Origin of the sequence: Leifsonia araucanica (assembly GCF_051161895.1) — a bacterium.
Lineage (GTDB): Bacteria > Actinomycetota > Actinomycetes > Actinomycetales > Microbacteriaceae > Leifsonia.
On sequence record NZ_JBMBTW010000002.1, the window covers coordinates 2099089 to 2124792 of the forward strand.

Sequence of the window (25704 nt, forward strand, 5' to 3'; positions counted from 1 at the left end):
CTCAGCCCTCCGCGCCGGCCGCCGGCGCCTCCGGCTCTCCCAGCGAGAGCATCAAGCGGTTCGCCCAGTTGAAGAACGCTGCGCCGTGGATGACATCGGCGATCTCGAGGTCGTCGAGGCCGGCGGCGCGCAGCCGTGCGACGTGCTCCTCCCCGAAGGCGATCGGTGTGGAGGCGAGAGCAACGGATGCGGCGACGATCGCGTTCCAGCGTTCGCCGAGCTCGGCCGATACCCCCTCGTCGAGCAGCCGCTGCACGTCGTCGGTGCGCTTCGAGTGGTGCGATGCGAAGCGCGCGTGGACCGACGCGCAGAAGACGCAGCCGTTGAACCGGCTGGTCGCGGCCGCCGAGAGCTCGCGCTCCGCACGGGGCAGCCCCGACTTCGTGTTGTAGAAGATGTCTTTGTCGGTGCGGGTGCGGGCTCCGAGGATCTCCGGGTCGCGCGCCAGCAGCAGGAAGTACGGGGACTTGGCCCTGGATGCGTCGACCAGGCCGTCGTAGTGACGGTCGGTGAGCTCGTCGGCCGGGAACGGCGGGAGCCACGGCACCCAGCCGAGCTCCGCCTGCGTGAAGCGCTCCGGCCGGTCCAGGTCGGGATACGCGATGGTCTCGGTCGTGGTGGTCTGGTCGGTCACGTCACTGTCCAATCGGGGTGGTCGAAACGGAGTCGGCGTCTGCGGTCGCGGTCGTGGCCAGCACACTGAGTCCGGCGACGACACGGGCCTGGAAGGCCAGGAAGGAGATCAGCTGGGAGAGCGTGACGATGTCGGTCACCGACCACCCAGCGGCGAGCAGCGCGTCGAGCGACCGCTCGTCGGCTTCACGCGGGCGGAACACCAGGAGGTGCGTGTGGTCGAGCGCAGCGGCGAGGCGGTCCCCGATCCGTTCTCGGACGTCCGCGCCTGTCCTGGCACGCAGCCCATCGGTGTTCTCCCCGGTGAGCCCGGCTGGTCCGTAGTGGCCGAACGGTCCTGTCGCCGCGGCGCGCTCGGCCTCGGCGGCGACGATGTCGGCGAGGTCGCCGGACTCCCCGGCCTCGGCGAGCGCTCGGCGGAGCTCCCCGTCGTAGTGCTCCACCAGCCGGGCCTCGCGGTGCAATGCTGCGAGGTACGCGGCGACCGCGAAACGTTCGACGGCGGTCACGTCTCCGGCGACCTGGGGCGAGAAGAGGGCGTCGTAGCTGCCCTGCGCGTTGCGCTTGGTCTCCGGGCGCTCGTCGCGCAGAAGCGCGATCGGCGAGCCGGGCGCGGTTCCGGTGAGCAGATCGACGATGTCGGGCGGTGCGGTGGTCATGGGTCTCCCAGTGGTGTGCGGATGGATAGGACGGACGACGGTCAGGCGTGCGACGTGGCGAGCGACAGACCGAGAGCAGGCGCCACCTCGGTGGCGAGCAGTTCGATCGAGCGCAGGATGAGCGGGTGCGGCGGATCGATGGAGTGCACCTGGCAGACGAGGTCGGTCACCCGGTCGATGGCGGTGTCGGCGGCGAGCGACGCGGCGACCTCGTCGGGCGTCCCGACGTGCACGTCGAAGCCGGCGATGAGATCGTCCAGTGTTCCGTCTGCCACGGGCTGACCCACCTGGCGGAAGTGCTCGACCACCCGGCGCAGTCCCCGCTCCGCCAGCCGTCGTGCCTCGGCGCGATCGTCGGCGACGAACACCGTGCGTGAGCCGACGATCCGGGGCTGCGCTCCCGGCGGCAGCGCGCCGAGGTAGGCGTCGATGATCGGGTTCTGGATGTCGTCGAGCCTGGCGCCCGGCGCATCCTCTGTCCGCGGCTGCGTGCGGGAGAGCATCAGCCCGTCCGCCACGGCTCCCGCCCGTGCACCGCCCGAGACGCTGAAGGTCGCCTGCCAGATGCGGTCGCCCAGCTGTGGTGCCGCGGGATAGAGCCGGTTGTCGTCGTCGCCGAGCGCCTCCCCCGCCCACGCGGCACGCAGCACCGCGAGATGCTCGGCGAACACCGCGGAGCGCGCACTGCTCTCCTGCCCGAACGCCGAGAACGACGACGCGGTTCCGCCGGAGCCGACCCCCACATCCAGTCGTCCGTCCGACAGGAGGTCGAGCACAGCGGCGTCTTCTGCGACCCGCACGGGGTTCTCGAGCGGGAGGGTGATGATCCCGGTCCCGAGCCGGATGCGCGTGGTCTGGGCGGCCACGCTCGCCAGGAAGACCAGCGGCGACGGCAGGCCGCCCTCCGCCGCGTGGAAGTGGTGCTGCGCGACCCACGCAGACTCGAAGCCGTGACGCTCGGCGTGGACGATCTGCTCGGTGGCGAGACGGTACCGCTCGCCGGCCGGGGCGTCGTCGAGCAGTCGGGAGAAGAAGCCGAGTCTGCGGGCTGTCATGCTGTGACTCCTGTCAGGGTGTTCGGTGCGATCGGATCGCCGTGGTCGGGCGCGGGTGCGACTGGTGCGACCGCTGAGGCCGATCCTCCGACGACGGTACGCGCGCGCGGCACGGACGCGAGCAGCTCGCGCGTGTACTCCTTCTGCGGTTCGAGGAAGATCTGCTCGGTGGTCCCGCTCTCGACCACCCGGCCGGCGCGCATCACCGAGACCGTGTCCGAGATCGCTCGCACCACGGCGAGGTCGTGCGAGATGAAGAGGTACGTGAGCCCCAGGTCGCGCTGCAGGCCGTCCAGCAGCGTGAGGATCTGCGCCTGCACCGTCACATCGAGGGCCGAGACCGCCTCGTCGAGCACGAGCACCTCCGGCTCGACCGCCAGCGCTCGCGCGATCGCGACCCTCTGCCGCTGCCCGCCGGACAGTTCACGGGGGTGCCTCCCGAGCACGTCGGAGGGGAGCGCGACCCTGTCGATCAGCTCGGCCGCCCGCCGGTGACGCGCATCCCCGCCATCGACGATGCCGAAGTTGCGGAGCGGCTCGGCGACGATGTCCCGGATGCTCTGCCGGGGGTCGAGAGACGCGAAGGGGTTCTGGTACACGAGCTGGATGCGCCGTCGCAGCGCGCGCACATCGCGGCCGGCCAGAGCGCCGACATCCCGCCCGTCGACCAGCACGGTTCCCGACGTCGCCTCGTCGAGCCGCACGACGATCCTCGCCGTCGTCGTCTTACCCGATCCGGACTCCCCCACCAGCGCGTGCGTCGTCCCCCTGCGCACGTCGAAGCTCACCTCGTCCACCGCCCGGAAGGCCGGCCGGCCGCGCGACGCCGTACCGAACTCCTTCACCAGGCCGTCGACGCGGATGGCGAACGGATCCTCGGAGGCGGCGGCTCCCGCATCCCGCAGGTACACCGGCGCACGCCGAGCGCGGAACCCCGGCTCGGCGAGGGCCGGAGCATTCGCGAGCAGGGTGCGGGTGTACTCGCTCTCCGGATGCGCGAGCACCTCGGCCGTCTGCCCCTGCTCCTGCACTTCTCCGCCGCGCAGCACGACGATGCGCTGCGAGCGGTCGGCGGCGACCCCCAGGTCGTGCGTCACGAACAGCACGGCGGTGCCGAACTCCTCGCGCAGGTCGTCGAGCAGGTCGAGGATGCGGCGCTGGACGGTGGCGTCGAGGGCGCTCGTCGGCTCGTCGGCGATGATCAGCTCCGGCTCCAGGGCGATCGCGATCGCGATCAGCACCCGCTGCCGCATCCCGCCGCTCAGCTCGTGCGGATACTGCCCGGCACGGCGCTCGGGATCGTCGAGCCCGACCCTCGTCAGCAGCGAGAGCACGCGGGCGCGGAGGTCCCGCCTGCTGCCTCCTCGCCGGTGGATGCGCAGCGCCTCACCCACCTGGGCGCCGATCGTCGCCACTGGGTCGAGTGAGCTGCCCGGATCCTGCGGCACCAGGCCGATGCGTGCGCCCCGGATGCTGCGCAGACGCCGCTCCGACCATCCGGCGATGTCCGTGCCGTTCAGCACGATCCGTCCGCCGTCGATCCGGCCGTTGTCGGCGAGCAGCCCGAGCACGGCGTGGGCCGTCGTGCTCTTGCCCGAACCGGATTCGCCGACCAGCGCGACCACCTCGCCGGGCTGCACGGCGAACGACACGTTCTTCACCACGTGCTGCGTGCCTGCGCGGGTGGCGTAGGAGACCGAGAGATCGCTGATGTCGAGAAGAGTCATCGGGTCCTCCTGCGGGATGCGCCGCCGATGGAGCGGCTGATGCGGTTGGCGGAGAGCACGATGAGGACGACGACCACACCCGGGAACGTGGTGATCCACCAGGCCGTCGCGATGTAGTTGCGGCCCTCCGCGATGAGCAGCCCCCACTCCGGAGTGGGAGGCGGGGCGCCGTAGCCGAGGAAGCCGAGCGTCGAGATCGCGATGATCGCCGTCCCGAACTGCAGGGCCGTCAGAGCCAGCACCGGGCCGACGGAGTTCGGCAGCACATGCCGCAGCAGCACGCCGCCGAACCTCCCGCCGGAGCCGAACGCCGCTTCGACGTAGTCGCTCCCGCGCACACGAACGACCTCTGCGCGCGACAGCCGGGCGAACGACGCGACCGAGGTGATCCCCACGGCGATCGCCGCGTTGATCGTGCCGAAGCCGAGCAGGATGATGATCGAGAGCGACAGGAGCAGCCCGGGGATCGAGAGCAGGACGTCGACGATCCTGCCGATGATCGCGTCCACCACGCCGCCGATCGACCCGGCGAGAAGGCCGAGCGTCGTTCCGAGCACGAGACCGACGGTGACGGCGACGAAGGCACCGGCCAGGGAGTTGACGGCGCCGTAGACGATGCGGGCGTAGAGGTCGCGGCCGAGCTCGTCCGTGCCAAGCCAGTGCTCGGCGCTCGGCGGAAGGAGCTTGTCCCTCGGAACGCCGACCGTGCCGCTGAACCCGGTGAAGAGCCAGGGCACGACAGCCCAGGCGACCACGACGACTACCACCAGCCAGGCCAGCACAAGGCCAGGGCCGACCGGGGAGAACGTGGATGCGAACCGCCTGGAGCGGGGCGCGCCGCTCCTGGCGGCGACGGAGGCGTCGAGCGTCGTCATGCTGCTGCTCCTTCGAGACGGGGCGCCGCCGGTGCGCGGCGGGCTCGCGACGATCGCCGGCCGAGGCGGGGGTCGAGCACCGGATAGAGGAGGTCGACGGCCAGATTGACGATCACGTAGACGAACGCGGCGAGCAGCACGACCGCCTGGAGCACGGGGGTGTCCTGACCGCCGACCGCTGCCTGGGTGAGCCGCCCGATCCCGTTGCGCCCGAACACGCTCTCGGTCACGACGGCACCGGCGATGAGCTCGCCGAACAGGACGCCCGCGATGGTCAGGGTGGGCAGCAGCGCGTTCTTCGCGACGTGCCGCCAGAGCACCCACGAGGCGGACGCGCCCTTGGCGCGCACGACGGCGACGAACGGCTGCGTGTTCACCTCGTCGATGCTGCGCACGAGCACCTGGGCGAGCGGGGCGGAGATCGGCACGGCCAGCGTGATAACGGGCAGGATGAGCTGCTGCGCCGGGCTGCCCCCGATCACCGGAACGAGGTGGAGCCGGAACGAGAAGACCTGGATGAGCGTGATGCCCAGCCAGAACGTCGGGACAGAGATGAAGAGGGAGGGCAGCGACTGCAACGCCGAACGCAGCCAGCCGAACGGCGACAGCGTCGACAGGAAGGCGATCGCGACGGCCAGCACCGCGGCGAGCGCGAAGCCCAGCCCGGCCAGCGCGAGCGTCGACGGCAGGTTCGCCTGCAGGAGGTCGGCGACGGGGACGCCCTGCTGGATCGAGTACCCGAAATTGCCGGTCAGCGCGTTGCCGAGCGTGTGCAGGTACTGCACGATGAGCGGCTCGTCCGCGCCGTACGATGCCCGGATGTCCGCGAGCTGCTCCGGGCTCAGACCGAGGTCGCCGCCCTGGAACTTGATGAGCACGGCGTCGCCGGGCAGCGCTTGGAGCAGCACGAAGGCCACCGTGAACGCGGCCCAGAGCACGAGGACTGCCTGGCCGATCCTGCCGGCGATGTAGCGCAGCATCCGTCGTCCTTTCGTCGATGGGTGGATGCGCGGGCCGCGGCTTTGTGGGCCGCGTCCCGCGCATCCTGAGTCGGCTAGTGCTTCGCCAGCCAGGTGTTGTAGAAGCTGGGGCGGCCGACGGCCTCGAACCCGAGCCCCTTCACGTACGGTGCGCCCGCGAAGACCTGCGGCTCCTCGAAGAACGGGATGGTGAGAGCCTGATCGATCAGGTACTTCTGCACCTCCTGGGTGTCCTTCAGCCGCTGCTCACGGTTCACCTGGCTCGTCTCCGCCTCGAGGAGGCCGTTGAGCGTGGTGTCCTCGAACGTGGCGGTCGTGCTGAGTCCGCCCTTCTGCAGCAGGGCGTCGCGGTTCTTCGGGTAGAACTGGCTCTTGATCACGTCCGGGTCTGCGCGTCCGACCTCGGCAACGACCAGCGGCGTCTTCTGCGCGTCGGCGTTGTCGGCCGTCGCGCTTCCCGCGTCGCCGGCGAGCACGTCCAGCTTCACGCCGACCTTCTCCCACTGCTGTGCGACCAGCTGGAGCACCTGCTTGTTCTGCGGCTGCGGGAGGGACTCGTAGACCGTGAGTTCGAGCTTCTTCCCGTCCTTCTCGCGGACACCGTCGCTTCCGGCCTTCCAGCCTGCTTCGTCGAGCAGCTCCTTCGCCTTCTTCACGTCGGGCTTCAGCTCGGCGGAGAGGTCGATGAACCCGGCGGCGCTCGAGGACAGCACGGACTTCGCCTGCGGGTAGTTCGACGAGAAGAGCGTCTCGACGATCTCCTTCGAGTCCGTGGCCTTGAGCAGCGCCCGCCTGACCCGCACATCCGACACCAGCGGGTTGTCCGGCCGGAACGCGACGCTGTCGTTGACGCCGCGCGTCGGCTCGGCATACACGTCGAAGTTCTGGGCTTCGACCTGCTTCTCGTCGTACGCCTGCACCTGGCGGATCAGGTCGGCCTGGCCGGAGAGCAGAGAGCCGATGCGCACACTGTCCTCACCGGTCACGATGAAGGTGATCCCGTCGAGGTATGCGCGGCCCTGGTTCTTCGACGCTTCCGGACCCCACTTGTAGTCGGGGCGCGCCTTCAGGTCGACCTCCTTGCCGAGCTCCTCCTTCGCCACCACGAACGGCCCAGACCCGACGATGTTGGTGGCAGAGCCCAGCTCGTCGAACGGCTTGGCGAGCGTGCTCAGCGACACGAGCCCCGCACCGATCACCGAGGTGCCCTGCAGGAATCCGGGGCTCGGCTTCTTGAAGAAGAACCGCACCGTGTGCCTGTCGACGACCTCACTGTGGTCGTAGTTGTTGAACACCTCGGAGACCGGCTGCTTCAGCGCGGGATTCCCCAGACCGTATGTGTCGTAGTTCTTGGCGACGGCGTTCGCATCGAGCGGTGTGCCGTCGGAGAAGGTCACGCCATCCCGGATCGTGAACGTGTACTCGGTGTTCTCAGCATTGACCGTCCACGAGGAGGCGATCCACGGCTCCACCTTGAGGGTCTTGGGATCCTGCCAGGTCAGCTTGTCGGTGATCTGGTTGAGGATGCCGCCGTTCGGGTAGAACCCGCCCGACGGCGGATAGAGGTTGGTGTGCGCCTGCTGCTCCAGGTAGACGAGCGTTCCGCCCGTCACCGGGGAGCCGTCGCCGGATGCGCCGGGCTTCCCGGACGCGCCCGTCGCGCATCCGGCCAGGAGCGCGGTGGCCGCGACGGCCGACGCCGCCCCGAGAATCCATCTCGTTCGTGAGGTTCGTGACACGGTGGTGTCCTTTCGTGCGGCCGCCGTCCGAAGCGGCAGGCCAAGCTGTGGCGCACTCAGCAGGGTTGCGTGAGCACGCGACGAGCTTGTCAACGCCGCCGCGATCGGGTCGAGGCGGCGGGGTCACGAAAGTTCTCCGGCCGTCACATAACGCAAAGCGCGTTGTGACGGTTGATTTTGGGGGTGGGGTTCGGCTAGAAGGCGCGATCAGGCGTCGGTCGGCTGTCCGGGGTCGCCGACGACGGGCGTCGGCCGGAAGGCGTTGGCGGCCGTGTCGACGCTCGTCTGCGCACGGGTTCCGGAATCGAGGACGGTGTTCGCTGTGGAGCCCGGTTCGACGAGGACGGTGGTGACGTCGAGCGTTTCGGTCGCGGCTGTCGTGAGGAGCGCATCCACCTGGGCATCGAACGCCGATTCTCCGGATGTGGCCCGCACGTTCAACGCGACAGTGTTGTTGTTCGCGAGGAAGTTGCCGCCTCCCCCCGCCAGCCTGATGATGACGGGCGTGGCTCCACGAGGGCGCAGCTTCGAGGAGTCGACCACTTCGGAGAAATGGTTGCCGATGACCGAGTTGTTCGTGCCCTCGATGCGCAGGAGGCCGAACACGTCGTCGCGTCCGTTGTCCACCTCGACGAACGGCGCCCACGGTTCGCGGTCGCGCAAGAGATGGTTGGAGGCGATGAGGTTCTCCGAGGCGTTCCCCTCCAGGATCAGCATCCCTGGGTAGAAGGAGTGGAGCCGGTTGTTGGTGACGCTCGACCGCGTCACCGCGTTGAGGTGAACGCTGCTGGCGCCGCGCGGGAACACGTTGTTCGCGGTGATGAGCAGGCCGCCGTGGTTCTCGGCGTAGATCGAGTGGCCTGCCGGTCCTGCACCGATCAGGTTGTCTGTCACCTTCGATGCCTGACCCCAGCCGCGCAGTTCGATGCAGTTGCCGCTCTCGGCGATGAAGTTGTCGTGAATGGAGAGCGCGTCCGCGTTGTAGATGGTGAGCGCGTGCTCGAGGTACACGAACCCCATGCCGGTGAACCGGAAGGAGTCGTTCGCGCTCGCGACGTAGATGCCCGTCTTGCCGTTGACGTAGGTGTTCTCGGGGTGGAGATCGGATCCGTCCGCGACGAAATGCAGCCCATCGATGCAGAAGTTCGAGAACTCCACGGAGCTGATCCTGGGGCTTCCCGTCCTGGTCACGAGGAACGCGGCCCCGGCGCACTGGTCTTCGTCGTCGCCGGCCGCGATGTCGACCAGGATGCGGCTCCCTCCCGGCCAGAGCTCGTGCAGCTCCGCCCACTGCTCCTCCGGGACGTTGAACCGGATGCTCGACGATGTGAAGCCGTGACCCGATCCCTCGATCCGGAGAAAGCTGACGTCGATCACGACCTGAGTTCTGAGGCGATAGTCCCCCGGCGGAATGGAGATCACCGCTCCCGGTTTGCCGCCGTCCCGATCCTCCGAGACACGCTGGCGCTGTTTCACGTCGGCGATGATGCTGTTGATCACCTCGCCGATGTCGTCAGCGGCATCGCCGATGGGCCAGGTGGTCACGTCGTAACGGGTGGTGCTTGGCATGGGTCCTTCCAATGGCGTTGCGTGTTTCACCGATGACACCGGCGGGTCACGGGGTGGGACGGAATCCGTAACTGGACGAGTCGGCGAGCAGTTGCGCCTCTGTCCCGCTGTCGAAGACGTGAGAGTTGGTCGTTCCGGCATCCAGGACCACGGTGTGCACGGCGAGGTTGGAAATGGTGTGGTTGGCGCCGATGTAGTTCTGGTCGCCGCTCTTGACGCGGAAGACAGCGGCAGTGCCTCCTGCAGGCGTGACCTGCTCGGGCGGGACGACCAGCGTCACGTGATTGGCGGTGATGGTGTTCCCGTCGCCGTTCACCTGGACGACGCCGAAGTCGTCCTCCCGGCCGTTTCCGACGCCGATGAACGGACCGTAGGTTTCCACCTGCCGCTCGAATACGTTCGAGCTGATGAGATTCTCCTTGCAGTTGCCTTCGAGGGTGATGCTGCCCGGGTAGAAGGACTGGAGGCGGTTGGCCGAGATGTTCGACCGGAACGAATCCTTGAGGTGAACGGAGTCGATCCCGCGCGGGAAGATGTTGTTCCCGGTGATGAGCAGGCCGTTGCTGTTCTCTGCGAAGATCGAGAATCCGACGGGGCCGGCGCCCAGATGGTTGTCTTCAATCTTGCTGGCCTGGCTGCCGCCGGCGATGAACACACACGTCCCGCACTCTGCGATGAAGTTGCCCGACACATCGAGAGCATCCGGACCCTGGATGAGGAGCGCCTGTTCCAGGTACACCATCCCCATGCCGCGGACCCGGACGGAGTCGTTGTCCGTTGCGAACCGGATCCCGACTTTTCCGTTGCGGTAGGAATTCTGGTTGGCGCCGAAGGACACGCCATCGAGGCAGAAGTTCTCGAAGGCGATGGCGCTCAGTCGCGGATTCCCGTTGCGGGCGACGAGGAACGCTTCCGCGTTGCCGTCGGTGTTCTCCACCCGGATGTGGCTTCCGCCGGGGTTCAGCTCCTTCCAGCCGGTGGTGTCCGAGTTGTATCGGATGGAGAGCGACGTGAAGCCGTGGCCGGATCCGCGGATGGTGAGGAAGCTGATGTCCACGACGACCCGCGTCTTCAAGGAGTACGTCCCCGGCGGGACGTAGATGACCGCGCCCGGCTTGTCGGCCGGATTCGGCTGGCGTCTCTTGATGTCGCCGATGATGCTGTTGATGACGGCGCCGATGTCGTTGTGCGGGTTCACCGGCTTCCCTGGGGTGTTCCAGTCCGTCACGTCGTAGACGTTGGATTCCATCGCAGTTCCTTTCGTTGCTCGTGCACCGTTGTTGTCACAGAAGACCGACAGGGACCCGGTGGGGAGGAGCAGGCTGCTTCCCCTGCTCGGGCGGCGGCGCGGCACCGACCGCGGGCGTCGTGCTGAGGACGTTGAGCGTCGCCATCGCTGCGACGGAGGCGGCGGTCTGAACGACCGCGCGCCGGCTGGGCTGCATCTTCTCCGTCATCGGAGTCACCTTTCGTGCGTTCAGCGGGTCGGCGAGACCGCACGAAGGTCGCTGAGGGTTGGCAGGTCTGCGCCGGTCCGCGAGACGGTGATGGCTGCTGCGCGTGCGGCGCGTGTGCCGGCAGCGAGGAGCCGGCTCTCGCTGACGGCATGGCCGTCCCACCCGCCGTCTTCGACGGTGATGGACCAGATGAGCGCGGCCATGAACGAGTCTCCGGCGCCCACTGTGTCTGCCACCGTGACGGCATCGGCCGGGATGTGCGCCCGGTGCGTGCCGCTCGCCAGGATGGCGCCGCCGCTCCCGAGGGTGACGCCGACGACTGCGATCCCGCTGTCGACGAGCCGGTCGACGACGCTCTCGATGGACGTCCCCGGGAAGAGGAACTCCGCATCCTCGTCGCTGAGCTTGGTGAGGTTGCTGGCCAGCGCCAGCTCGGTGAACTGTTCCCGCGAGCGGTCGGCGTCGACGATGAGCGACGGCCGGATGTTCGGATCGAAGCTGATGAGGGCGCCCGCGGCACGTCCACGCCGGATGATGTCCAGCGTTACCCCGGATCCGGGCTCGAGGAACGCGCCGAGGGAACCGGTGTGGATGATGGCCGGGTCTCCGAGGGCTTCCAGGCGTCGCGGCTCCCAGCCGAGAGCGAATCGGTAGGTGGCCGACCCGTCGGCTCCGACGGTGGCGATGGCTCGGGAGGTCGGGCGATCCGTTGCGGACTCCGGCGTGAGAGCCACGCCGGAATCGGCCAGATGCCGGCGGACGAGCTCTCCGTCGGAATCGTCCCCGATCATCGTGTGCAGTCGCGTGACCACGTCGAGTCTCGCCAGGCCGAGAGCCACGTTCGCCGGTGACCCGCCGGGGTACCTGCTCACGGTGGAGTCCGTGACGACTTCGTCGACGAGGGCTTCGCCGACGACGAGGGCTCCTGTGCTCACGATCCGACTCGCAGCTGCTCCGCCGGGACCGCGTCGCTCCCGTGGATCGTCAGCCGTCCGTCGACCCAGCTGACGGGGCGCGGGTCGGAGATCTCCCCGATCCAGCCGCCGCTGCCATCGCTGTTGTGGAACGCCAGAAGGTGCCATGCGCCGCTGCGATCTTGAACCAGGCGCCCGACGTACAGCTGCTCGTCGGTGATTTGGTACGACTGCGCGGTGTCGAACGGTCCGGTGAGCGAGTCGGCGGGGAACGCCCAGACTCCCCCTGTCCGATCCCGGTTCCGCCGTTCTTCGGAGAGTTCGGAGCCGAGGCAGGAGAAGAGCCCGACGGGCCGACCATCTACCGTGACGGTCTGAACGACCTCGAGGTGACCGAACCCCGCGCCGGGTTCCGAGAGCGGAGGCTGCACGGCCCAGGAGACGAGGTCCGGCGATGTGGCGTGGCCGATGACGCCGCGGTCGTCCGGGTCCCCCTGATTGGCGCGTGCGGTGATGAGCATGTGCCAGGTCCCGTCGTTCCGGAACACCCACGGGTCACGCCACGCCTGGTCCGGCCACTGGCGCGTCTCCGCGGTCTCGTACCACCGAGGGTCGGGCTCCAGCACCTGCCGTCCATCCTCCCGACGCCAGGTGAAGAGATCGTCGGACACGACGGAGCTGATGCGCTGGGCGACGCCGCCGTCGTCTCGGCTCACGGCGGTGTAGAACATCCGCCAGGTGCCGTCGTCCTGGCGCACGACCGATCCCGTCCAGGTGGCCAGGTCGTCGAACGCGGGCGAGTCGTCGGGGATGACGGCGTCCGCGTGTTCCGTCCACGAGATGAGGTCCTCGGACGTTGCGTGCCCGATGGTGGCGCGCCAGTGCCGGCGGTCGGGGTCCAGGAGCGCGCGGGACGCCTTGAGGAAGTAGAGGTGGAAGCGGTCGCCGTCGTCGGCGATCCAGAAATCCCACACCCAGGAGGCGGCGAGACGAAGCATGTGTGCGAGTACCTTTCAGTCGGCGCGCGGCGGGGCGACGGACCCGCGGATGACCAGCGGGCAGTCGAGGAGGGTTGGCTTGTCGGCGAGGAGGCGGTGCTCGGCCTCTCCGTGCAGGAGGTGGACGAGGGTCTCCACCGCCCACACGCCCATCTCGTAGTGCGGGAGTGCGACGGTGGTGAGCCCGGGGAAGAGGTTGGCCGCGATGAGCTCCTGGTTGTCGAAACCGACGATGGAGAGGTCGCGGGGGATGTCGAGTCCCAGCTCGGCGGCCGCCCGGTATGCGCCCATCGCCATCCGGTCGTTGTAGCAGAAGAGGGCGGTCGGACGGTCGGCTCGGCTCAGCATCTCGCGCGCCAGCTCGTATCCGGGGAGGGTCTCGGACGGCGCAGACGCGGTCAGCGTTGCGACGAACGGGATGCCCGCTCGATCCAGCACCTCGCGATACCCGGCGAACCGGAGATGGGTCGCTGGGACGTCATCGTCGTTGTTGAGGAACCCGATCCGGGTGTGTCCTGCTTCGACGAGGTGGCTGACGGCGGCGACCGCTCCGCCCACCTCGTCGGGGACGACGGCGGGGACGATGCCTGCCCGATCGGTCGAGTCGATGAGGACGGCCGGGAGCGCTTGGAGGTTCGGCGGAAGCGACACCTGGCGGTGGTACATCGTCGCGTAGAGCACAGCATCGACCTGCCGGTCGAGCAGCGCCTGCACGTCGTCCCTGTGGGAGGTCCCACTCGACTCCCTCTCCGTGTTGATGATGACCAGCGTGAGGTCGTGCTCGCGGGCCGCGTTCTGTGCGCCGAGGATGATGCGTCCGGCGTGCGGTGTGGTCGCGATCTCCTCGCTGAGCAGGCCGATGAGCCCGGACCTGTTGGTCCGCAGGGCCTGCGCAGCGCGGTTGGGTCCGTAGCCGAGGGTCTTCGCCGCGTCGCGCACGCGCGCACGGGTCTCCTCGGCGACGCGCGTGTGCGGCGTCTCGTTGAGCACGTGCGAAACCGTGGTGACGGAAACACCGGCCAGCACCGCGACGTCCCGGATGCTCGAGCTTTTCACTGCCACGACCGTGTCCTCCCCCTCATGTGGTTCGAGCGCCGATTCGCGCTTCTCTGGTCCATCATCCCGGCTCAGCCCTTGACCGCACCGAGCGTGAGCCCGGCGACGATGTGCCGCTGGAGCAGCAGCGTGAGCAGGATCACGGGGATCGAGTAGATGACGGCCAGCGCCGTCATGGAGCCCCAGTCCAGCCCGAACTGGGTCTGGAAATTCGCGATGACGATCGGCGTGGTCTGCGACCGCACAGCAGTGAGGAGCAGCGCGAACAGGAACTCGTTCCAGCTGGCGAGGAACGCGAAGATGGCGGTGACGGCGACGCCCCCGGCGGTGACGGGGATGACCACCCGCCAGAGCGCGCCGAGCCGGCTGTTGCCGTCGATCTTCGCCGCCTCTTCCAGCTCACCGGGGACGGCTTCGAAGAAGCTCGACATGAGCCAGATCGACAGCGGCAGGGAGATCGTGGTGTGGGCGATCGCCAACGCCAGCGACGTGTCCGAGATGCCCAGGTTGCGGAAGATCGAGATCATCGGGACACCGATCACGATCGGCGGCACCATCCGCGCGACCAGCGCGAGGACGATGAAGATCCTGCCCGTCCTGGTGCGGAACCTGGTCACCGCATAGGCGGCGGGGATCGCGAGCACCAGGGAGATGAGCGTGCTCAGGACGGCGGTGATGATGCTGTTGATGAACGACGCCACCACGCCGTCGCGGGTCAGCGCCGAGATGTAGTTGTCCACCGTCCACACGCTCGGCAGCAGCTTCGGAGGGACGGAGATGGTCTCCAGCGGCGTTTTGAACGACGTGAACAGCATGTAGAGGAACGGGAACCCGTACAGCAGGACGACCGCGATCAGGATCAGCCAGAGCAGGGCGCGTGAGCTCAGGCGGCGCGCTTCCAATCCGTTCATCGCTCTGTCTCGCTTCCCGGTCGCCAGATGGTGAGGATCGCGAACAGGGCGACGGCGAGCATCGCGATCAGGTAGATGGTTCCCATTGCGCTGGCAAGGCCGGGGTCGCCGAAGCGGACCATCGTCCGGTAGATCAGCAGGGACAGTGTCTCCGTGCTCTGCTGGGGTCCGCCGTTCGTCTGGATGACGATGACGTCGAAGGCGCGGGCCGCGTCGATGCCGCGCACGATCAGGGCGACCGCGATCACCGGCCGGAGCAGCGGGATGATGATGCGGAACAGGATCGTGGTGTACCGGGCACCGTCGAGCCGAGCCGCCTCGATCACATCCCCTGGGATGTTCTGCAGGCCGGCGAACAGCACCAGTGTGATGAAGGATGTGGTGAGCCAGATGTCCGGGATCGCGACGGAGAACAGGGCGATGTTCGGGTCGCTCAGCCACTGGATCTGGTCGCTGGAGTGGATGATCCCCACGGTCTTCAGCAGCTCGTTGACGATGCCGAAGTTGTCGATGAGCAAGAACCGCCAGAGGAGACCGGCCACGATCGGGGCGATCATCAGCGGATACAGGAAGATCGTTCGGAACACCCGTGACGAGTTGCCCAGTGACGTGAACAGCAGGGCCACGAGCAGTCCGAGGACGAATTCGAAGGTGACGACGATCACCGTGTAGAGCACGGTTCGCCACACGGAGTTGGTGAAGTCGGAACTGGTCAGCGCCGTGATGTAGTTGGCGAACCCGACGAACTCTCGTGGTCCTCCTGCGATCGGGCTGATTTTGAAGAAGCTGTCGCTGACGAACTGGAGCAGGGGCCATCCGATGAAGACGGCGAGGAACAGTCCGGCCGGCAGCATCAGCAGGGCCGCGAAGCGCCGGTCGGCGGTGCGGAGGGAACGTTGACGAGGAGAGCGGAGCGGGCGGCCGGTGCGGCCGCCCACTCGCGGCTCCATCACTTGACTAGCGATTGGACCTGCTCCTTTGCTGCGTCCAGCAGCGCCTGCTTGTCAGCGCCGGGCTGCAAGGACTTCTGGATCATCGGGACGAGGACGGTGTCCACGATCTGCTGCCACTTCGGCGTCGCCGGGCGGGGGATGGTCGCCTCGGCATCCAGAGTCTCGACCAGCGGCTTGTAGTTCTCGAAGCCCGGCTGGTCTTGGTACTTCTCGAATGCCGACTTGCGGGCCACGAGGCCGAGGTCGGTCTTCGCGCTGAGCTCGTTGTGCTCGTAGGCGAACTTAACGAAGTCCAGACCCTGCTGCTGCTTCGTGCTGGCCTTCGCCACGGCGAGATACCAGGCGCCGGGCACACCGGCGATTCCGCCGGGCCCGGCGATCATCGGTGCGACGCCGACCTTGCCATACACGGAGGCGTCTTTCGGGATCTGGCGGTATGCGTGAGCCCAGAACCGCATCATGGCGGTCTTGCCCTGGTTGAAGAGGTTCTGCGCGCCGGCCCAGTCGAGCTGCGCTGCACCGGACGGGGCGTACTTCTGCAGCCCGGTGTAGAAGTCGAGCGCTTTCAGGCTGTTCTCGTCGCCGAGGGAGATCTCGCTGCCCGAGCTGTTGAGCACCATCGTCTTCTCGCCGGTCTGCGACAGGGTTGCCAGGTACTCGGTCTCGACCGCGCCCTTCACATCCGTCCCATACAGACCCTTGTCGGGCTGCGTGAAGAACTCGGCTGCATCCTGGTACTGCTGCCAGGTGGTCGGCGGGACGAGGTCGTAGCCGTATTTGGCCTTGAACGCTGTCTTGTTCGCAGCGTCGTCGAAGAGGTCCTTCCGGTAGTAGAGGATCTCCGAGTTCGTCCAGACCGGCATGCCCACGTACGTGCCGTCGACGTTCGCCTCCTTCACCAGGGCCGGGAAGAGGTCGCTCTTCACGTCGGAGGTGAACAGCTTGTCCAGCGGCGTGACCGCATCCTTGAAGGTCGGAAGCCAGATGGAGTCGAGCGCGGCCACATCGAACGACACCGCGCCGGAGGTGAACTCGCTGTTCAAGCGGTTGTACAGCCCGTCGTACGGGAGTTCCACGAAGGTCACCTTCGTTCCGGTGTCCTTCGTGTAGAGGTCGGCGATCGGCTGGAGCTCGGCGTGACCGCCTGCTTCCACGAGCACCGTGATCGATTTGCCGGAGGAGGAGGTGCCCCCTCCTCCGACGCCGCACCCGGCCAGGGTGAGCGCAACCGCGGCGCCGATCGCTGCGGCGGCCGCGAACTTCTGACGAAGCATCGTTACTCCGAATCTGCTGTGCAGCGGAATGCTGCGTGGATTGAGGATATCTGTGCCAAGACGTTTTGGCAAAACGTCTTGGCACGACCGTAAAGACCCGGGCCCAGCGCCGTCAACTGCCAAACGATGCCAAATTGCCAAAACTTGCCAAACGCCTTGCTCCGGGGTCGACCGAAAAGGACGGAGAGCACGAGGTACTGCTCAGGACAGATCCCCTAGGGGGTCAGTGGCTGAGCACGGCCGTCGAGCCCAGCCAGAATCAACGCGAGGCCCGCTTCGAAGGCGGTGTCGTGGGAAATGTGAGGAAGGTCGTCGTTCGCGTCGTCCGCGTCATTCACGTCATTCACGTCATCGACCGCTGAGTCGGCTTGTTGCTCGAGGACACTGCCGACCGTGAATCGGCTCGCGGCGAGCATCGCCATTTGAGCGTCGAACTCTGGAACGCCCGACTCCGTGAGGAACTGCATTTTCCGGGTGATGCGATCCAAGTCTGCGACGGGCACGAAGCCGGCGTGGAGTCGCGCGCCGTCTCGGCGCATCAGCAACGTGCGCCGGAAGCTGCGGGTGTTGTCCAGGAACCATTCACGCCAGTCATCGCCGGCAACCGGGAGCGGCTCTGCCGCGTGCGGCACCATCGCGGCCCCCGCCATAGCGGCGAGCAATTCACCCTTGTTACGAAAATGCCAGTACAAGGACGGCTGCTCCACGCCGAGCCGCGCCGCCAGCCGCCGCGTGCTCACGGCGTCGAGCCCGACCTCGTCGAGCAGGTCGAGCGCTTCGAAGACCACCTGATCCCGCTCCAGCTTTCCCATCTTGACAGCCTATCAGCGATAGGCGATGATCAGGCTAACCATTCACTGATAGGGAAGAGATGATGGAGATGTCCTCGAAAGCAGGAGCGCGATCGTTGAAGGTGCACATCGTCGGCGGCGGGATCGCCGGACAGGCGTTGGCATTCTGGCTCGCCCGCGGAGGTCACAGAGTCACCGTGGTCGAACGGTTCCCGGCGTTGCGCGCTGTCGGCGCGCAGGTCGACCTGCGCGGCCAGGGTATCGAGGCCGCTCGGCGGATGGGGCTGCTGGACACGATCCGCGAGCACCTGGTCGACGAGCCAGGCGTCGCGTTCGTGGATGCGAAGGGCAAGCCCCGCGTCAGAATCATGGCGAACACCTCGGGGAAGGGCCGTCAGAGCCTGACCTCCGAGTACGAGATCATGCGCGGTGACCTGGTGCGCATCCTCCACGATGCGACCAAGGACGACGTCGACTACGTTTTCGGCACCAGTGTGGACCGGTTCGAGCAGGACGAACATCGTGTGCTCGCCCATTTCTCCGATGGCCGGTCCGACGAATTCGACCTGCTCATCGGCGCGGACGGGCAAGGGTCCCGCATCCGCCGATCGATCCTGCCGGACGGTGCGCCGGCGCCGTACTGGCGCACCGGGATGCACATGGCTTACTGGTTCATCCCCAGGACCGAGTCCGACGGCAGCATCCGCGACACATACATGGCCACGCGCGGGCGGCAGATCATGCGTCGCAGCCACAGCCCGGAGGAGACCCAGGTGTACTTCGTGTTGCGGGAGACCTCGGAGGAGGCGTCCGCCATACACCGCGCTCCTGTCGAGGCGCAGCAGCGATTCTGGGCAGAGCGGTTCCGTGATGCGGGCTGGCAGACCGACCGGTTCGTCAACGGGATGAAGGATGCCCCGTTCTTCTACTCGCAGGAGGTGGTGCAAGTCCGCAGCGAAACCTGGTCGAAGGGTCGCGTGGCGCTCGTCGGCGACGCCGCGCACTGCGCTTCGCCTTACAGCGGCATGGGAGTCTCCGGGAGCCTCGTCGGCGCGTACGTCCTCGCTGGCGAGATCAACGCGAGTCCACATGACCTGGCTCCAGCGCTAGCCCGCTACGAAACGACCCTGCGACCGTTCGTGAACGAGATCCAGGCCACCGTGAAGCCGAAAATCCTGCGGCTCGGCCTCCCGGAGAGCCGGTTCGCGATCACCGCGTTCCAGACGATCACAGCCGCCGCCGTACGACTGCACATCCCGGACGTCGCCGCGCGGTTCGCGAAACACGACCGCGGCGGCACGTGGGACCTTCCCGCCCAGCCTGCTGCTCCGGCAGCGTCTCCGCCGGCATGCGAAACGCCCCGCATCCCTCTGTTGTGAAGGGGTGCGGGGCGTTTTCGTGGCGGTACCGGTGGGATTTGAACCCATTATGGCCGCCACTGAGCTCCCGACTTCGAATTGAAAATACCGAGATTCCGCGGCGGTAGCCCGCATGTAGTCACATCGTCTCACGCCATTTCGCAACTACTCCTGCACCAAAATGCACCACAGAGCATCTCAGAGTTGCTCTGCCCGCTGGCGGCTCAATGCCTCCGTGACGTTGTCCAGATCGTCTGGGAAGAGAGCAGCATATGTGTCCAACGTCACCTTTGCGGACTTGTGACCGAGCATCTTCTGCACGACTTTAACGTTGGCACCGGCGCTGATCGCGAGCGAAGCTGCTGTGTGCCTCAGGTCATGCGGAGTGACGCGACGGAACTCCGGATCGCCGGCCGACGACCGCCGTACCGCGGCAGCGAACCATCCAGAGGTCGAATGACCTGGGCGCAGGAACCCCCCGTTGTCGGCGTTCCAAATTCGGGCGTCCGGCCCATTTCCTTTACATGCCTCAGCCACGTCAGCGTCGAGGAAGTCGGGGTAAGCAACCGTGCGCCGCTCATGGGTCTTCACACTGCCCAGCACATGCTTTCCGTTTACCTCGGCAACCGCTTCTCGGACGTTCACGCGCCGCCGCGCGAGATCGATGTTCCGCACCCGGAGCGCCGTCGCCTCTCCCCACCTCAGCCCCGTGTACGCGAGAAAGCGAACTAGATCGGGGTAGCGGGAGGACGTGGCGAGTACCTCGACCTGGGTGTGTGTGAGGAAGACCTCGTCCGGGATGGGCTTCTTCTTTATCGCAAGCCCTCGCGCTGGGTTCTTGATGACGCGATTGTCCTCAATCGCATCGTCGAATATTCCCGCGAGCAAATCGCGCGCCCGGGCAACGGTTGTGTGCGAGCGCCGTTCGCCGAGCTCGTTGAGCCATGTCTGGATCTCACGCTTGGTGATACCGCCGATCGGGTAACTGCCCCACTTCGGTTCAACGTGCACACGCCATGCGCTCTCCACGGAGTGGAAGCTGCTCTGCAAGAGCTTGGCCTTATGGCGCTCGAGCCAATCAGTTCCGAGTTCTCCGACGGTCGCGCGCGCATCCGCGCGATCCACGAACGCGCCCTTGAGCTTCGACACCTCGACCACCGAGAGGTGCGCCTCCGCGTCACGCTTGAGCTTGAACCCGCGGTCATGCCCTCGAGTGCCATCAGGCTTTGTGTACCAGACTTCGTAGAGCCGGCCCTTGGTCTTGGTGCTGTAGGACTTTACGGTTCCCAAGTCGCTCCCTATGAAAAGTGGCGTGAACAGGCGCGAGTTTATCGGTGGCCGGTGTTAGCTTTTGGGCTCAATTGAAAACACGAGTGTTGTCGCAGAGACGGCTAGCCTGGCTTGGAAATACTCCCAAGTCACGACCTTTGAGGTCGTAACTGGCACAACGGAGAGCATGCAGAACTTCGGAAGCACTCCTCACTAGAGGAGCTCTTCCGTGCCTGGATCCACCGCAGTAGGTACCAATCTGCTCGACTCTCTCGTCTCACCTGCGACGCTGGCTGCTCGGTTGGGTACCACCGAGCGCAGCCTGAGCGAATGGCGCATCAAGGGGCGCGGACCGAAGTCTATTCGGATCGGTCGAGGCGTCCGCTACCGCCCAGAAGCAGTCGACGCTTGGCTGCTCAGCCAGGAGCATGCGAGCACCTCTGAGGAGGTGCGATGATGCAGGGCCGTTACGCCCCCGAAGCAACGGCCCGTCTCCCCGGTTCCGGTCACCCCAAGACCGGCAATCCGCAAGAAGTCCCAGGGGCCGACTGGACGCCGCCGCCGACGACGACTAGTCGCTTCGCCGGCGCTTACGGATTCCGAGCTCGTCTGCGCTGAGCAGGTTGGCCTCTCCGTCCTTGAGCCTGTAGAAAACAGTGTCATTCGTTTTGATGGTGTCATCGCCGGTGGACAAATGCGCGAAGATGTCAGCACCGCCATCAGCGGGAGCAATGAAGCCATAGCCCTTTTCTGCGTTGAACCACTTAACCGTTCCTGTCTTGAGAGCGCCTCCCGTCGTTAGGTCGGCATCGATGCGACCCTCTGTCCCAGATTTGAAGTCTTCCGCGAGGCGCGCTGCAAGGACACGCGAGCGGAGGACGCCCAGTTGGTTCTCGAATTCGTCAGTACTATTCGCGAGCCCCGCCGTGACAGCGTCTGCTATTTCGAGCTCGAGCGAGGTGAGCAGGTGCGCTTCCGAGTAATACAGGGCGCAATTCAGTGCTCGCTGTAGGGAATCTTCGAGAGCAAACGCCTGGTAGAGCTCAAACATGACGCGCGTCGTGTCAGCACCGTTCTGTCGAGACTGAAGGAAGATTGCTCGGTACAGGAGTGTTTCAAGTTGGTTGGCGTACGACTGCATGAAATCGCGATAATCACGATACGTGCCAGTAGTCCAACGGAAACCACCGCGAAGTGGTGACCACACACGCATTCGTTGAGCGAGAAGCTTTGCATCGCCGGAACGGAGTTCGCGAAGCAGTCGAGGACCAGCGATCCAGACTCCTTCGTCAACCCCGATCTCTCCGACATCAGTTTCAGAGAACCAGCGAACGAAATCACGATCGCGTGCCGCAAGGGGTCTCAACTCAAAACCACCAGCGTCTGTCTCGGCGGCGACGAAGTCCGCACCAGCTGACGACACGACTGGTCGTGCGAAAACCACGTCGGCTTCGTTGCCTTCGAGCTCGACGGTGATGCCCCGTAGGATCAGCCCGTTACCTACAGGAGCTGACTTCACAGCGTGGCTCCCGAAACAAACCGGCGGCCGGCGCGGACGGGCTCAGTTGTTTCCTGGCCGATTCGCGCGATGAGAGCAAGGTGCTCTGCAGCCTCGACCATCGACATCGGAGCCTCCTTCTTGACCCAGTCCCTGTAGCGGAGTTTACGCCCCGGCTGAAAGAAGACTGCGGTCGGAAGCATGGGCGCCGAGGGCAGATCGAGCGCAGTGATCCGACCCTCCCAGATCCACGCGCGCCCATCATTGTCCGCCGCCGCGAGATCAATCTCGGGCGAGATGAGACTTCCGGGTCGAACTCCGGACGGATAGTCATTGCGCGTTTCGTAGGCAGCCGCAACCCAGTCGTTGAATCGCGACTGGTAGTCGCCGACGTTGTAACTCTCGCGCTTGACAAGTGCCGCTGGCTCAATCGGGGTGCTCAACGCAACGTGACCTTGCGCGAGCCCACCGGTGTCAAAGGGCGAGAGAACAGTCGCCGAAATTGCCGCGGAGGTGTGCGCTCCGTATGAAGCCACATACAGGCCAAAGTCGGGATGGCAAGCACCGACGTAGTAGTAAATGTTGCGGCCAATACCCAGTGTGAGTTCGGACTCCCGGGTGGTGTTACCGCTTCTAAGTCCCCCAAAACGGCCCGTGAGACGCCGCCAAAGAACCTCCTGCCAAGGCTGGGGTCTGGGCAGGGCACTTGGCTCGTCGGGCCGCATGCCCTGGGTCCAAGCAAACGGAACCGTCAAATCCGTCATGCGACTCCCTTAACTACAGCCGACGCCCAAATGCCCGGCCAGAGATCCGTTCTGGGGCGATACTAGCTTCCCTGCGTCTCGGTCGCCCGATTCTGGAGGCGAATGAATCTGGAAATGATTTGCATGAAATTCGACGCAACGGGGTCGGATACCTCGCGGCCGCTCCGTTCGAGCGCGGCGAACGACGCAATTCCGAGCTAACGGCCCGAAAGCATCTCCTCCGGCCCTTCAGCGGCATCGCCGCGCAGCTGCCACACGTCCCGGCAGGGCGCGGTCAGCCGACGGTGTCCACGGGGGAGCGCAGCGGGGGAGAGGCATCGGCGGAAGGCACCCTCCAACACCACCGACGTGGCGTTGGAGGGCAAGGAGCGAAGCGACGCAGTAAGGGCCCAAGGAACGCCAGCGACGAGGGTGAGGGAAGCCCGTCGACCGAGCGCAGCGAGAGTCGAAAGGGGTGACCGAAGAGGTGTCGGCTATGCCGACCACCGAGCAAGTTTCGGCCGAGCGGAGCGAGGTTGAAACGCAGCGAGGTGCCACCTCCCCTTATGCCCTTTTCCTTTCTCCCTCGCATCGGGAGCTTCAGCGAGCGATCGAGGTCACGTTCTGCTGTTTCATCAGGGGAAACGGATGGATCAACTCCATCTTGATCAACACCGAACCCGAAGGATCATCGACGGTGGTGTTGATCAAGGACCATCCGTTTGGCCTGGAAAGTCGGGGTTTGGCTTGATCCACGGTTTGGAACGAAGTGGCACCGTGGATCAAGACTGGAGCGAAGCGACGTCGGGCGTTGAGGAGCCTGCGGATCAACGACCGTTTCAACCCCGACGCGGCCGCGGGCACGCGGGCGCCTCTACCTCGAAGCAGCGCAGGTCGCCGCGGAGCTGCGACCTCTGGGTGTAGCGCTCTGACACCGTTCCGACGGGTGTGACAACGGAGCAGCCGGCGGGCATCGTGAGAGCCGCTTCAGCGGCGACTGAGAAGCTCTTCTTTCACCTCATCGGCCACGACTGTGGAGTGGCCAGGACCGTCACGAGAGACGCCTCGAGCGCAACAGCGGCGCGGATCAATGCCTGCAGAAGCGTGACAGAATCCGTGACACCGCCTGCCCTGAGCCCCTCGAAGGAACCATCATGGTCACCAGACAATCCCCTGCCCGAGCCCGCCGGCTCGCCGAACTCGGCACCAACATCGCTCGATGGCGGAAGCTCCAGCACCTGACTGCGAAGCAGCTCGCCGAGCGCGCACACGTCACGACGAACACCCTGCGAGCCATCGAACGAGGCACCGGCGCACCGCAGTTGGACTCCCTCATGGCCGTGCTGACCGCACTGGGCATCGTGGACACCGTGGTCGGAAGCACCAATCCTTGGAACTCGACCGCAGGGCGCGCGCTCATGGATGAGCGGATCGGCGTCGTCCCAGCCGAACCCGTCACCAGGTACGTCCGCTGGCGGCGACAACAGGTGTCGGTGCGCCGATCAAGATGTCCCGGTCTCACAGCCGAGAGCCATTCCCGCCAAGACTTTGTCCCACATCTCCGCCAGATACATTGTCCGGCCAAAGGTTTCGACTGTAACCGTCTCGCTGACCACACGGCGCGAACATCAGCCTCATCTCACTTCAAGGGGTCTTTTTCTGACCCATGACACTTGACTGAAACAGGACTTTTCATGGTCTCTGAAGCTCACAAATTGCTGAGTCACCTGGCAGCGCGGAGCAGTGATGGCGGTACGTCACCACGAGAAGGGGCTTGGGCGAACCGACCGCTACATTCAAACAGTGATCACAAGTGGCTTGAGCGATTGGTTGGCGACTCAGAACTGGGGACAGTCCCGGACTGGCTGGCTGCTGTAGGCACAATTGGGGCACTTTTCCTCGGCCTGACGATTCTGGCGCGCGAGATCACGGTTGCCCGCCGGAAGAGCGCGGATGGGTTCGTGTCATGGGTTACACATGGGCTACATCTCACCACCGAGGGCGAACGGTGCATGACGATTGTTCATGGTACAAACACCGGCGATAGGCCCATCAAGGCTCCCGCTGTGACCTACAAGACGAAGAGGGGCACCTACGAGTCCCAATTTCTGAACGACGGTGGCGATCCAGGAATCATTCTGCCGGGCCAAAGGGTGGCGCTAGAAACTCCTCCGAGAATGGCCCCGCGATCTCGCATGTATCTCCTAATTCGAGACGCTTCGGGCAAGCCTTGGGTCCGCTACGCCGATGAGCACGTATATCCGCGCGGCATCCCCAGGATCATCGCCCTGGTGGCGATGTTGCGTGCTGAGCTGACGCGCAGGTGATACGAGCGCTCGTGGCAAGCGATTGGTATTGCCTGCGCCACTTCGCCAACTTGCCCTGAAGCTCAGCTCAAGCAGCACGACACAAAACGAAAGCGCGATCTACAATCCAGCAGCGCGAGCTGGTCCGCGGTGCAACGAGAAGACTGTGAAGCGCTAGACGATTCCCTTTCGAGCGCGGCTGCCAGCTAGCTAACAGTCCGAGGTGTGCTCGGGGGGCGCCGTCCCAGCCGATCAGGCTCGATACTCCAGTTGGCGAGCAAGCCGTACAACACGCGTCGACGACTTCACGCGTCCATCTCATCTTGGGCCTCGCACCAATGATCGCCATCGTGCCCAAGCTCGAGTCGGCAGAACACCCCGCCGAATTTGTGACGCCCCTGCGGGAAGTACAGCGCGTTGCACCAGTTGTCGAAATCAGTCACGGACGGAGCTCCAATTCTCTACGCGAGTTCGAGGACACTGTTTCAACTTGTCGCACGAGTAGCCCTGCAAGCATTGCGGTCGGCGCGACTAGCCTAAGCAGCTCAACGATCACTCGTCGTCGAGCGCTTTCTGTAGCTCTACTGCACTGTAGCCAAAGGTGTCCTCGTCGCCCTTGCCGCGCGATGCCCAAATTTCGGCTGCGTCCCAAACGCTCAGCGCGTCGTCCGCGGCATAGTCAGCTTCTTCCAGGACGGTGCCATCAGCGACGTGATCCGCACCGATCATGCAACGGCATTCAGAAGTTCCGACACCCAGCGGCTGCGCTGAGTCTTCGTACGTGCGGTAGTGCAAGGGGCCCGTGGGCATCGTTTTCTCACCTTTCGGTCCGCAATATTCGACCGTCACTCTAGCCCGTGCAACGAGCGCCACTCGTCCGATTTTCGCTATGGCTGCTGAAGTGGCTTACGTCGGTTTGCCTGCACTGGCTTCGATCCT

Annotated in this window: 26 protein-coding genes; 4 read left to right on the forward strand and 22 right to left on the reverse strand. The window is 65.8% G+C overall.

Annotated elements, in window-relative coordinates; all coding sequences use genetic code 11:
- Window position 1: 1 nt before the first annotated feature.
- From ACN6M5_RS10060 to ACN6M5_RS10140, 17 genes are all read right to left on the reverse strand, one after another.
- Window positions 2–634: an alkylhydroperoxidase domain protein gene (locus ACN6M5_RS10060; protein ID WP_434949530.1), complete on the reverse strand. Its 633-nt coding sequence runs from the start codon at window positions 632–634 to the stop codon at window positions 2–4.
- Between the two features lies 1 nt (window position 635).
- Window positions 636–1292 (reverse strand): CMD domain protein, encoded by a 657-nt coding sequence (locus ACN6M5_RS10065; RefSeq protein WP_434949531.1) that lies wholly within the window; start codon window positions 1290–1292, stop codon window positions 636–638.
- Between the two features lie 41 nt (window positions 1293–1333).
- Window positions 1334–2347: a putative FMN-dependent luciferase-like monooxygenase gene (locus tag ACN6M5_RS10070; RefSeq protein ID WP_434949532.1), complete on the reverse strand. Its 1014-nt coding sequence runs from the start codon at window positions 2345–2347 to the stop codon at window positions 1334–1336.
- Window positions 2344–4074, reverse strand: coding sequence for a dipeptide ABC transporter ATP-binding protein (locus ACN6M5_RS10075; RefSeq protein ID WP_434949533.1), 1731 nt, complete (start codon window positions 4072–4074; stop codon window positions 2344–2346). Before ACN6M5_RS10075 ends, ACN6M5_RS10070 begins: the two co-directional genes overlap by 4 nt.
- Window positions 4071–4949: an ABC transporter permease gene (locus ACN6M5_RS10080; RefSeq protein WP_434949534.1), complete on the reverse strand. Its 879-nt coding sequence runs from the start codon at window positions 4947–4949 to the stop codon at window positions 4071–4073. The genes ACN6M5_RS10075 and ACN6M5_RS10080 overlap by 4 nt, the downstream gene beginning before the upstream one ends.
- The gene (locus tag ACN6M5_RS10085) at window positions 4946–5929 is read right to left on the reverse strand and encodes an ABC transporter permease (RefSeq protein ID WP_434949535.1); all 984 of its coding nucleotides are present in this window, start codon (window positions 5927–5929) and stop codon (window positions 4946–4948) included. Before ACN6M5_RS10085 ends, ACN6M5_RS10080 begins: the two co-directional genes overlap by 4 nt.
- A gap of 74 nt (window positions 5930–6003) precedes the next feature.
- Complete coding sequence (locus ACN6M5_RS10090; RefSeq protein ID WP_434949536.1) at window positions 6004–7668, reverse strand: TIGR04028 family ABC transporter substrate-binding protein; 1665 nt, start codon at window positions 7666–7668, stop codon at window positions 6004–6006.
- Window positions 7669–7875: 207 nt separating this feature from the next.
- The gene (locus tag ACN6M5_RS10095; RefSeq protein ID WP_434949537.1) at window positions 7876–9237 is read right to left on the reverse strand and encodes a NosD domain-containing protein; all 1362 of its coding nucleotides are present in this window, start codon (window positions 9235–9237) and stop codon (window positions 7876–7878) included.
- 46 nt (window positions 9238–9283) lie between these two features.
- Window positions 9284–10486, reverse strand: a complete 1203-nt coding sequence (locus ACN6M5_RS10100; RefSeq protein ID WP_434949538.1) for a NosD domain-containing protein — start codon at window positions 10484–10486, stop codon at window positions 9284–9286.
- 34 nt (window positions 10487–10520) lie between these two features.
- Window positions 10521–10694: a hypothetical protein gene (locus ACN6M5_RS10105; protein ID WP_434949539.1), complete on the reverse strand. Its 174-nt coding sequence runs from the start codon at window positions 10692–10694 to the stop codon at window positions 10521–10523.
- 20 nt (window positions 10695–10714) lie between these two features.
- The gene (locus ACN6M5_RS10110) at window positions 10715–11629 is read right to left on the reverse strand and encodes a carbohydrate kinase family protein (RefSeq protein WP_434949540.1); all 915 of its coding nucleotides are present in this window, start codon (window positions 11627–11629) and stop codon (window positions 10715–10717) included.
- Window positions 11626–12606 carry a glycoside hydrolase family protein gene (locus ACN6M5_RS10115; protein WP_434949541.1) on the reverse strand — a complete coding sequence of 327 codons (981 nt, stop codon included), beginning with the start codon at window positions 12604–12606 and terminating at the stop codon, window positions 11626–11628. The genes ACN6M5_RS10110 and ACN6M5_RS10115 overlap by 4 nt, the downstream gene beginning before the upstream one ends.
- A 15-nt stretch (window positions 12607–12621) precedes the next feature.
- On the reverse strand, window positions 12622–13668 hold the full coding sequence (locus ACN6M5_RS10120; RefSeq protein WP_434949542.1) for a LacI family DNA-binding transcriptional regulator: 1047 nt from the start codon (window positions 13666–13668) through the stop codon (window positions 12622–12624).
- 65 nt (window positions 13669–13733) lie between these two features.
- Window positions 13734–14573, reverse strand: coding sequence for a carbohydrate ABC transporter permease (locus ACN6M5_RS10125; protein WP_434949543.1), 840 nt, complete (start codon window positions 14571–14573; stop codon window positions 13734–13736).
- Window positions 14570–15523, reverse strand: coding sequence for a carbohydrate ABC transporter permease (locus tag ACN6M5_RS10130; RefSeq protein ID WP_434949544.1), 954 nt, complete (start codon window positions 15521–15523; stop codon window positions 14570–14572). Before ACN6M5_RS10130 ends, ACN6M5_RS10125 begins: the two co-directional genes overlap by 4 nt.
- Complete coding sequence (locus tag ACN6M5_RS10135) at window positions 15523–16800, reverse strand: ABC transporter substrate-binding protein (RefSeq protein ID WP_434949545.1); 1278 nt, start codon at window positions 16798–16800, stop codon at window positions 15523–15525. Before ACN6M5_RS10135 ends, ACN6M5_RS10130 begins: the two co-directional genes overlap by 1 nt.
- A 215-nt stretch (window positions 16801–17015) precedes the next feature.
- On the reverse strand, window positions 17016–17612 hold the full coding sequence (locus ACN6M5_RS10140; protein WP_434949546.1) for a TetR/AcrR family transcriptional regulator C-terminal domain-containing protein: 597 nt from the start codon (window positions 17610–17612) through the stop codon (window positions 17016–17018).
- 101 nt (window positions 17613–17713) lie between these two features.
- Here ACN6M5_RS10140 and ACN6M5_RS10145 point away from each other — a divergent pair, with 101 nt between their 5' ends.
- The gene (locus ACN6M5_RS10145) at window positions 17714–18970 is read left to right on the forward strand and encodes an FAD-dependent monooxygenase (RefSeq protein WP_434952367.1); all 1257 of its coding nucleotides are present in this window, start codon (window positions 17714–17716) and stop codon (window positions 18968–18970) included.
- Window positions 18971–19147: 177 nt separating this feature from the next.
- On the opposite strand, the gene ACN6M5_RS10150 is transcribed toward ACN6M5_RS10145, so the two are convergent.
- Window positions 19148–20239, reverse strand: coding sequence for a tyrosine-type recombinase/integrase (locus tag ACN6M5_RS10150; RefSeq protein WP_434949547.1), 1092 nt, complete (start codon window positions 20237–20239; stop codon window positions 19148–19150).
- Window positions 20240–20447: 208 nt separating this feature from the next.
- Here ACN6M5_RS10150 and ACN6M5_RS10155 point away from each other — a divergent pair, with 208 nt between their 5' ends.
- Window positions 20448–20675, forward strand: coding sequence for a helix-turn-helix transcriptional regulator (locus ACN6M5_RS10155; RefSeq protein WP_434949548.1), 228 nt, complete (start codon window positions 20448–20450; stop codon window positions 20673–20675).
- 114 nt (window positions 20676–20789) lie between these two features.
- On the opposite strand, the gene ACN6M5_RS10160 is transcribed toward ACN6M5_RS10155, so the two are convergent.
- Window positions 20790–21032, reverse strand: coding sequence for a cold-shock protein (locus tag ACN6M5_RS10160; RefSeq protein ID WP_434952369.1), 243 nt, complete (start codon window positions 21030–21032; stop codon window positions 20790–20792).
- 701 nt (window positions 21033–21733) lie between these two features.
- Window positions 21734–22480: a hypothetical protein gene (locus ACN6M5_RS10165; RefSeq protein WP_434949549.1), complete on the reverse strand. Its 747-nt coding sequence runs from the start codon at window positions 22478–22480 to the stop codon at window positions 21734–21736.
- Window positions 22481–22955: 475 nt separating this feature from the next.
- Between ACN6M5_RS10165 and ACN6M5_RS10170 the strand changes: the two genes are divergently transcribed.
- Together ACN6M5_RS10170 and relB are read left to right on the forward strand one after the other, a co-directional pair.
- Window positions 22956–23210 (forward strand): hypothetical protein, encoded by a 255-nt coding sequence (locus ACN6M5_RS10170; protein ID WP_434949550.1) that lies wholly within the window; start codon window positions 22956–22958, stop codon window positions 23208–23210.
- Window positions 23211–23613: 403 nt separating this feature from the next.
- The gene (gene relB, locus ACN6M5_RS10175; RefSeq protein ID WP_434949551.1) at window positions 23614–24129 is read left to right on the forward strand and encodes a type II toxin-antitoxin system RelB family anti-toxin; all 516 of its coding nucleotides are present in this window, start codon (window positions 23614–23616) and stop codon (window positions 24127–24129) included.
- 941 nt (window positions 24130–25070) lie between these two features.
- Here relB and ACN6M5_RS10180 read toward each other — a convergent pair.
- Window positions 25071–25208, reverse strand: coding sequence for a hypothetical protein (locus ACN6M5_RS10180; protein ID WP_434949552.1), 138 nt, complete (start codon window positions 25206–25208; stop codon window positions 25071–25073).
- 109 nt (window positions 25209–25317) lie between these two features.
- The gene (locus tag ACN6M5_RS10185; protein WP_434949553.1) at window positions 25318–25638 is read right to left on the reverse strand and encodes a hypothetical protein; all 321 of its coding nucleotides are present in this window, start codon (window positions 25636–25638) and stop codon (window positions 25318–25320) included.
- Window positions 25639–25704 lie beyond the last annotated feature (66 nt).

Bases quoted from the DNA above. Each gene is read 5' to 3' on its own strand.
- ACN6M5_RS10065 (WP_434949531.1), bottom strand. From the start codon at position 1,292: ATGACCACCGCACCGCCCGACATCGTCGATCTGCTCACCGGAACCGCG.
- ACN6M5_RS10070 (WP_434949532.1), bottom strand. From the start codon at position 2,347: ATGACAGCCCGCAGACTCGGCTTCTTCTCCCGACTGCTCGACGACGCC.
- ACN6M5_RS10075 (WP_434949533.1), bottom strand. From the start codon at position 4,074: ATGACTCTTCTCGACATCAGCGATCTCTCGGTCTCCTACGCCACCCGC.
- ACN6M5_RS10080 (WP_434949534.1), bottom strand. From the start codon at position 4,949: ATGACGACGCTCGACGCCTCCGTCGCCGCCAGGAGCGGCGCGCCCCGC.
- ACN6M5_RS10085 (WP_434949535.1), bottom strand. From the start codon at position 5,929: ATGCTGCGCTACATCGCCGGCAGGATCGGCCAGGCAGTCCTCGTGCTC.
- ACN6M5_RS10095 (WP_434949537.1), bottom strand. From the start codon at position 9,237: ATGCCAAGCACCACCCGTTACGACGTGACCACCTGGCCCATCGGCGAT.
- ACN6M5_RS10100 (WP_434949538.1), bottom strand. From the start codon at position 10,486: ATGGAATCCAACGTCTACGACGTGACGGACTGGAACACCCCAGGGAAG.
- ACN6M5_RS10105 (WP_434949539.1), bottom strand. From the start codon at position 10,694: ATGACGGAGAAGATGCAGCCCAGCCGGCGCGCGGTCGTTCAGACCGCC.
- ACN6M5_RS10115 (WP_434949541.1), bottom strand. From the start codon at position 12,606: ATGCTTCGTCTCGCCGCCTCCTGGGTGTGGGATTTCTGGATCGCCGAC.
- ACN6M5_RS10125 (WP_434949543.1), bottom strand. From the start codon at position 14,573: ATGAACGGATTGGAAGCGCGCCGCCTGAGCTCACGCGCCCTGCTCTGG.
- ACN6M5_RS10130 (WP_434949544.1), bottom strand. From the start codon at position 15,523: ATGGAGCCGCGAGTGGGCGGCCGCACCGGCCGCCCGCTCCGCTCTCCT.
- ACN6M5_RS10135 (WP_434949545.1), bottom strand. From the start codon at position 16,800: ATGCTTCGTCAGAAGTTCGCGGCCGCCGCAGCGATCGGCGCCGCGGTT.
- ACN6M5_RS10140 (WP_434949546.1), bottom strand. From the start codon at position 17,612: ATGGGAAAGCTGGAGCGGGATCAGGTGGTCTTCGAAGCGCTCGACCTG.
- ACN6M5_RS10165 (WP_434949549.1), bottom strand. From the start codon at position 22,480: ATGACGGATTTGACGGTTCCGTTTGCTTGGACCCAGGGCATGCGGCCC.
- ACN6M5_RS10170 (WP_434949550.1), top strand. From the start codon at position 22,956: ATGCCGACCACCGAGCAAGTTTCGGCCGAGCGGAGCGAGGTTGAAACG.
- relB (WP_434949551.1), top strand. From the start codon at position 23,614: ATGGTCACCAGACAATCCCCTGCCCGAGCCCGCCGGCTCGCCGAACTC.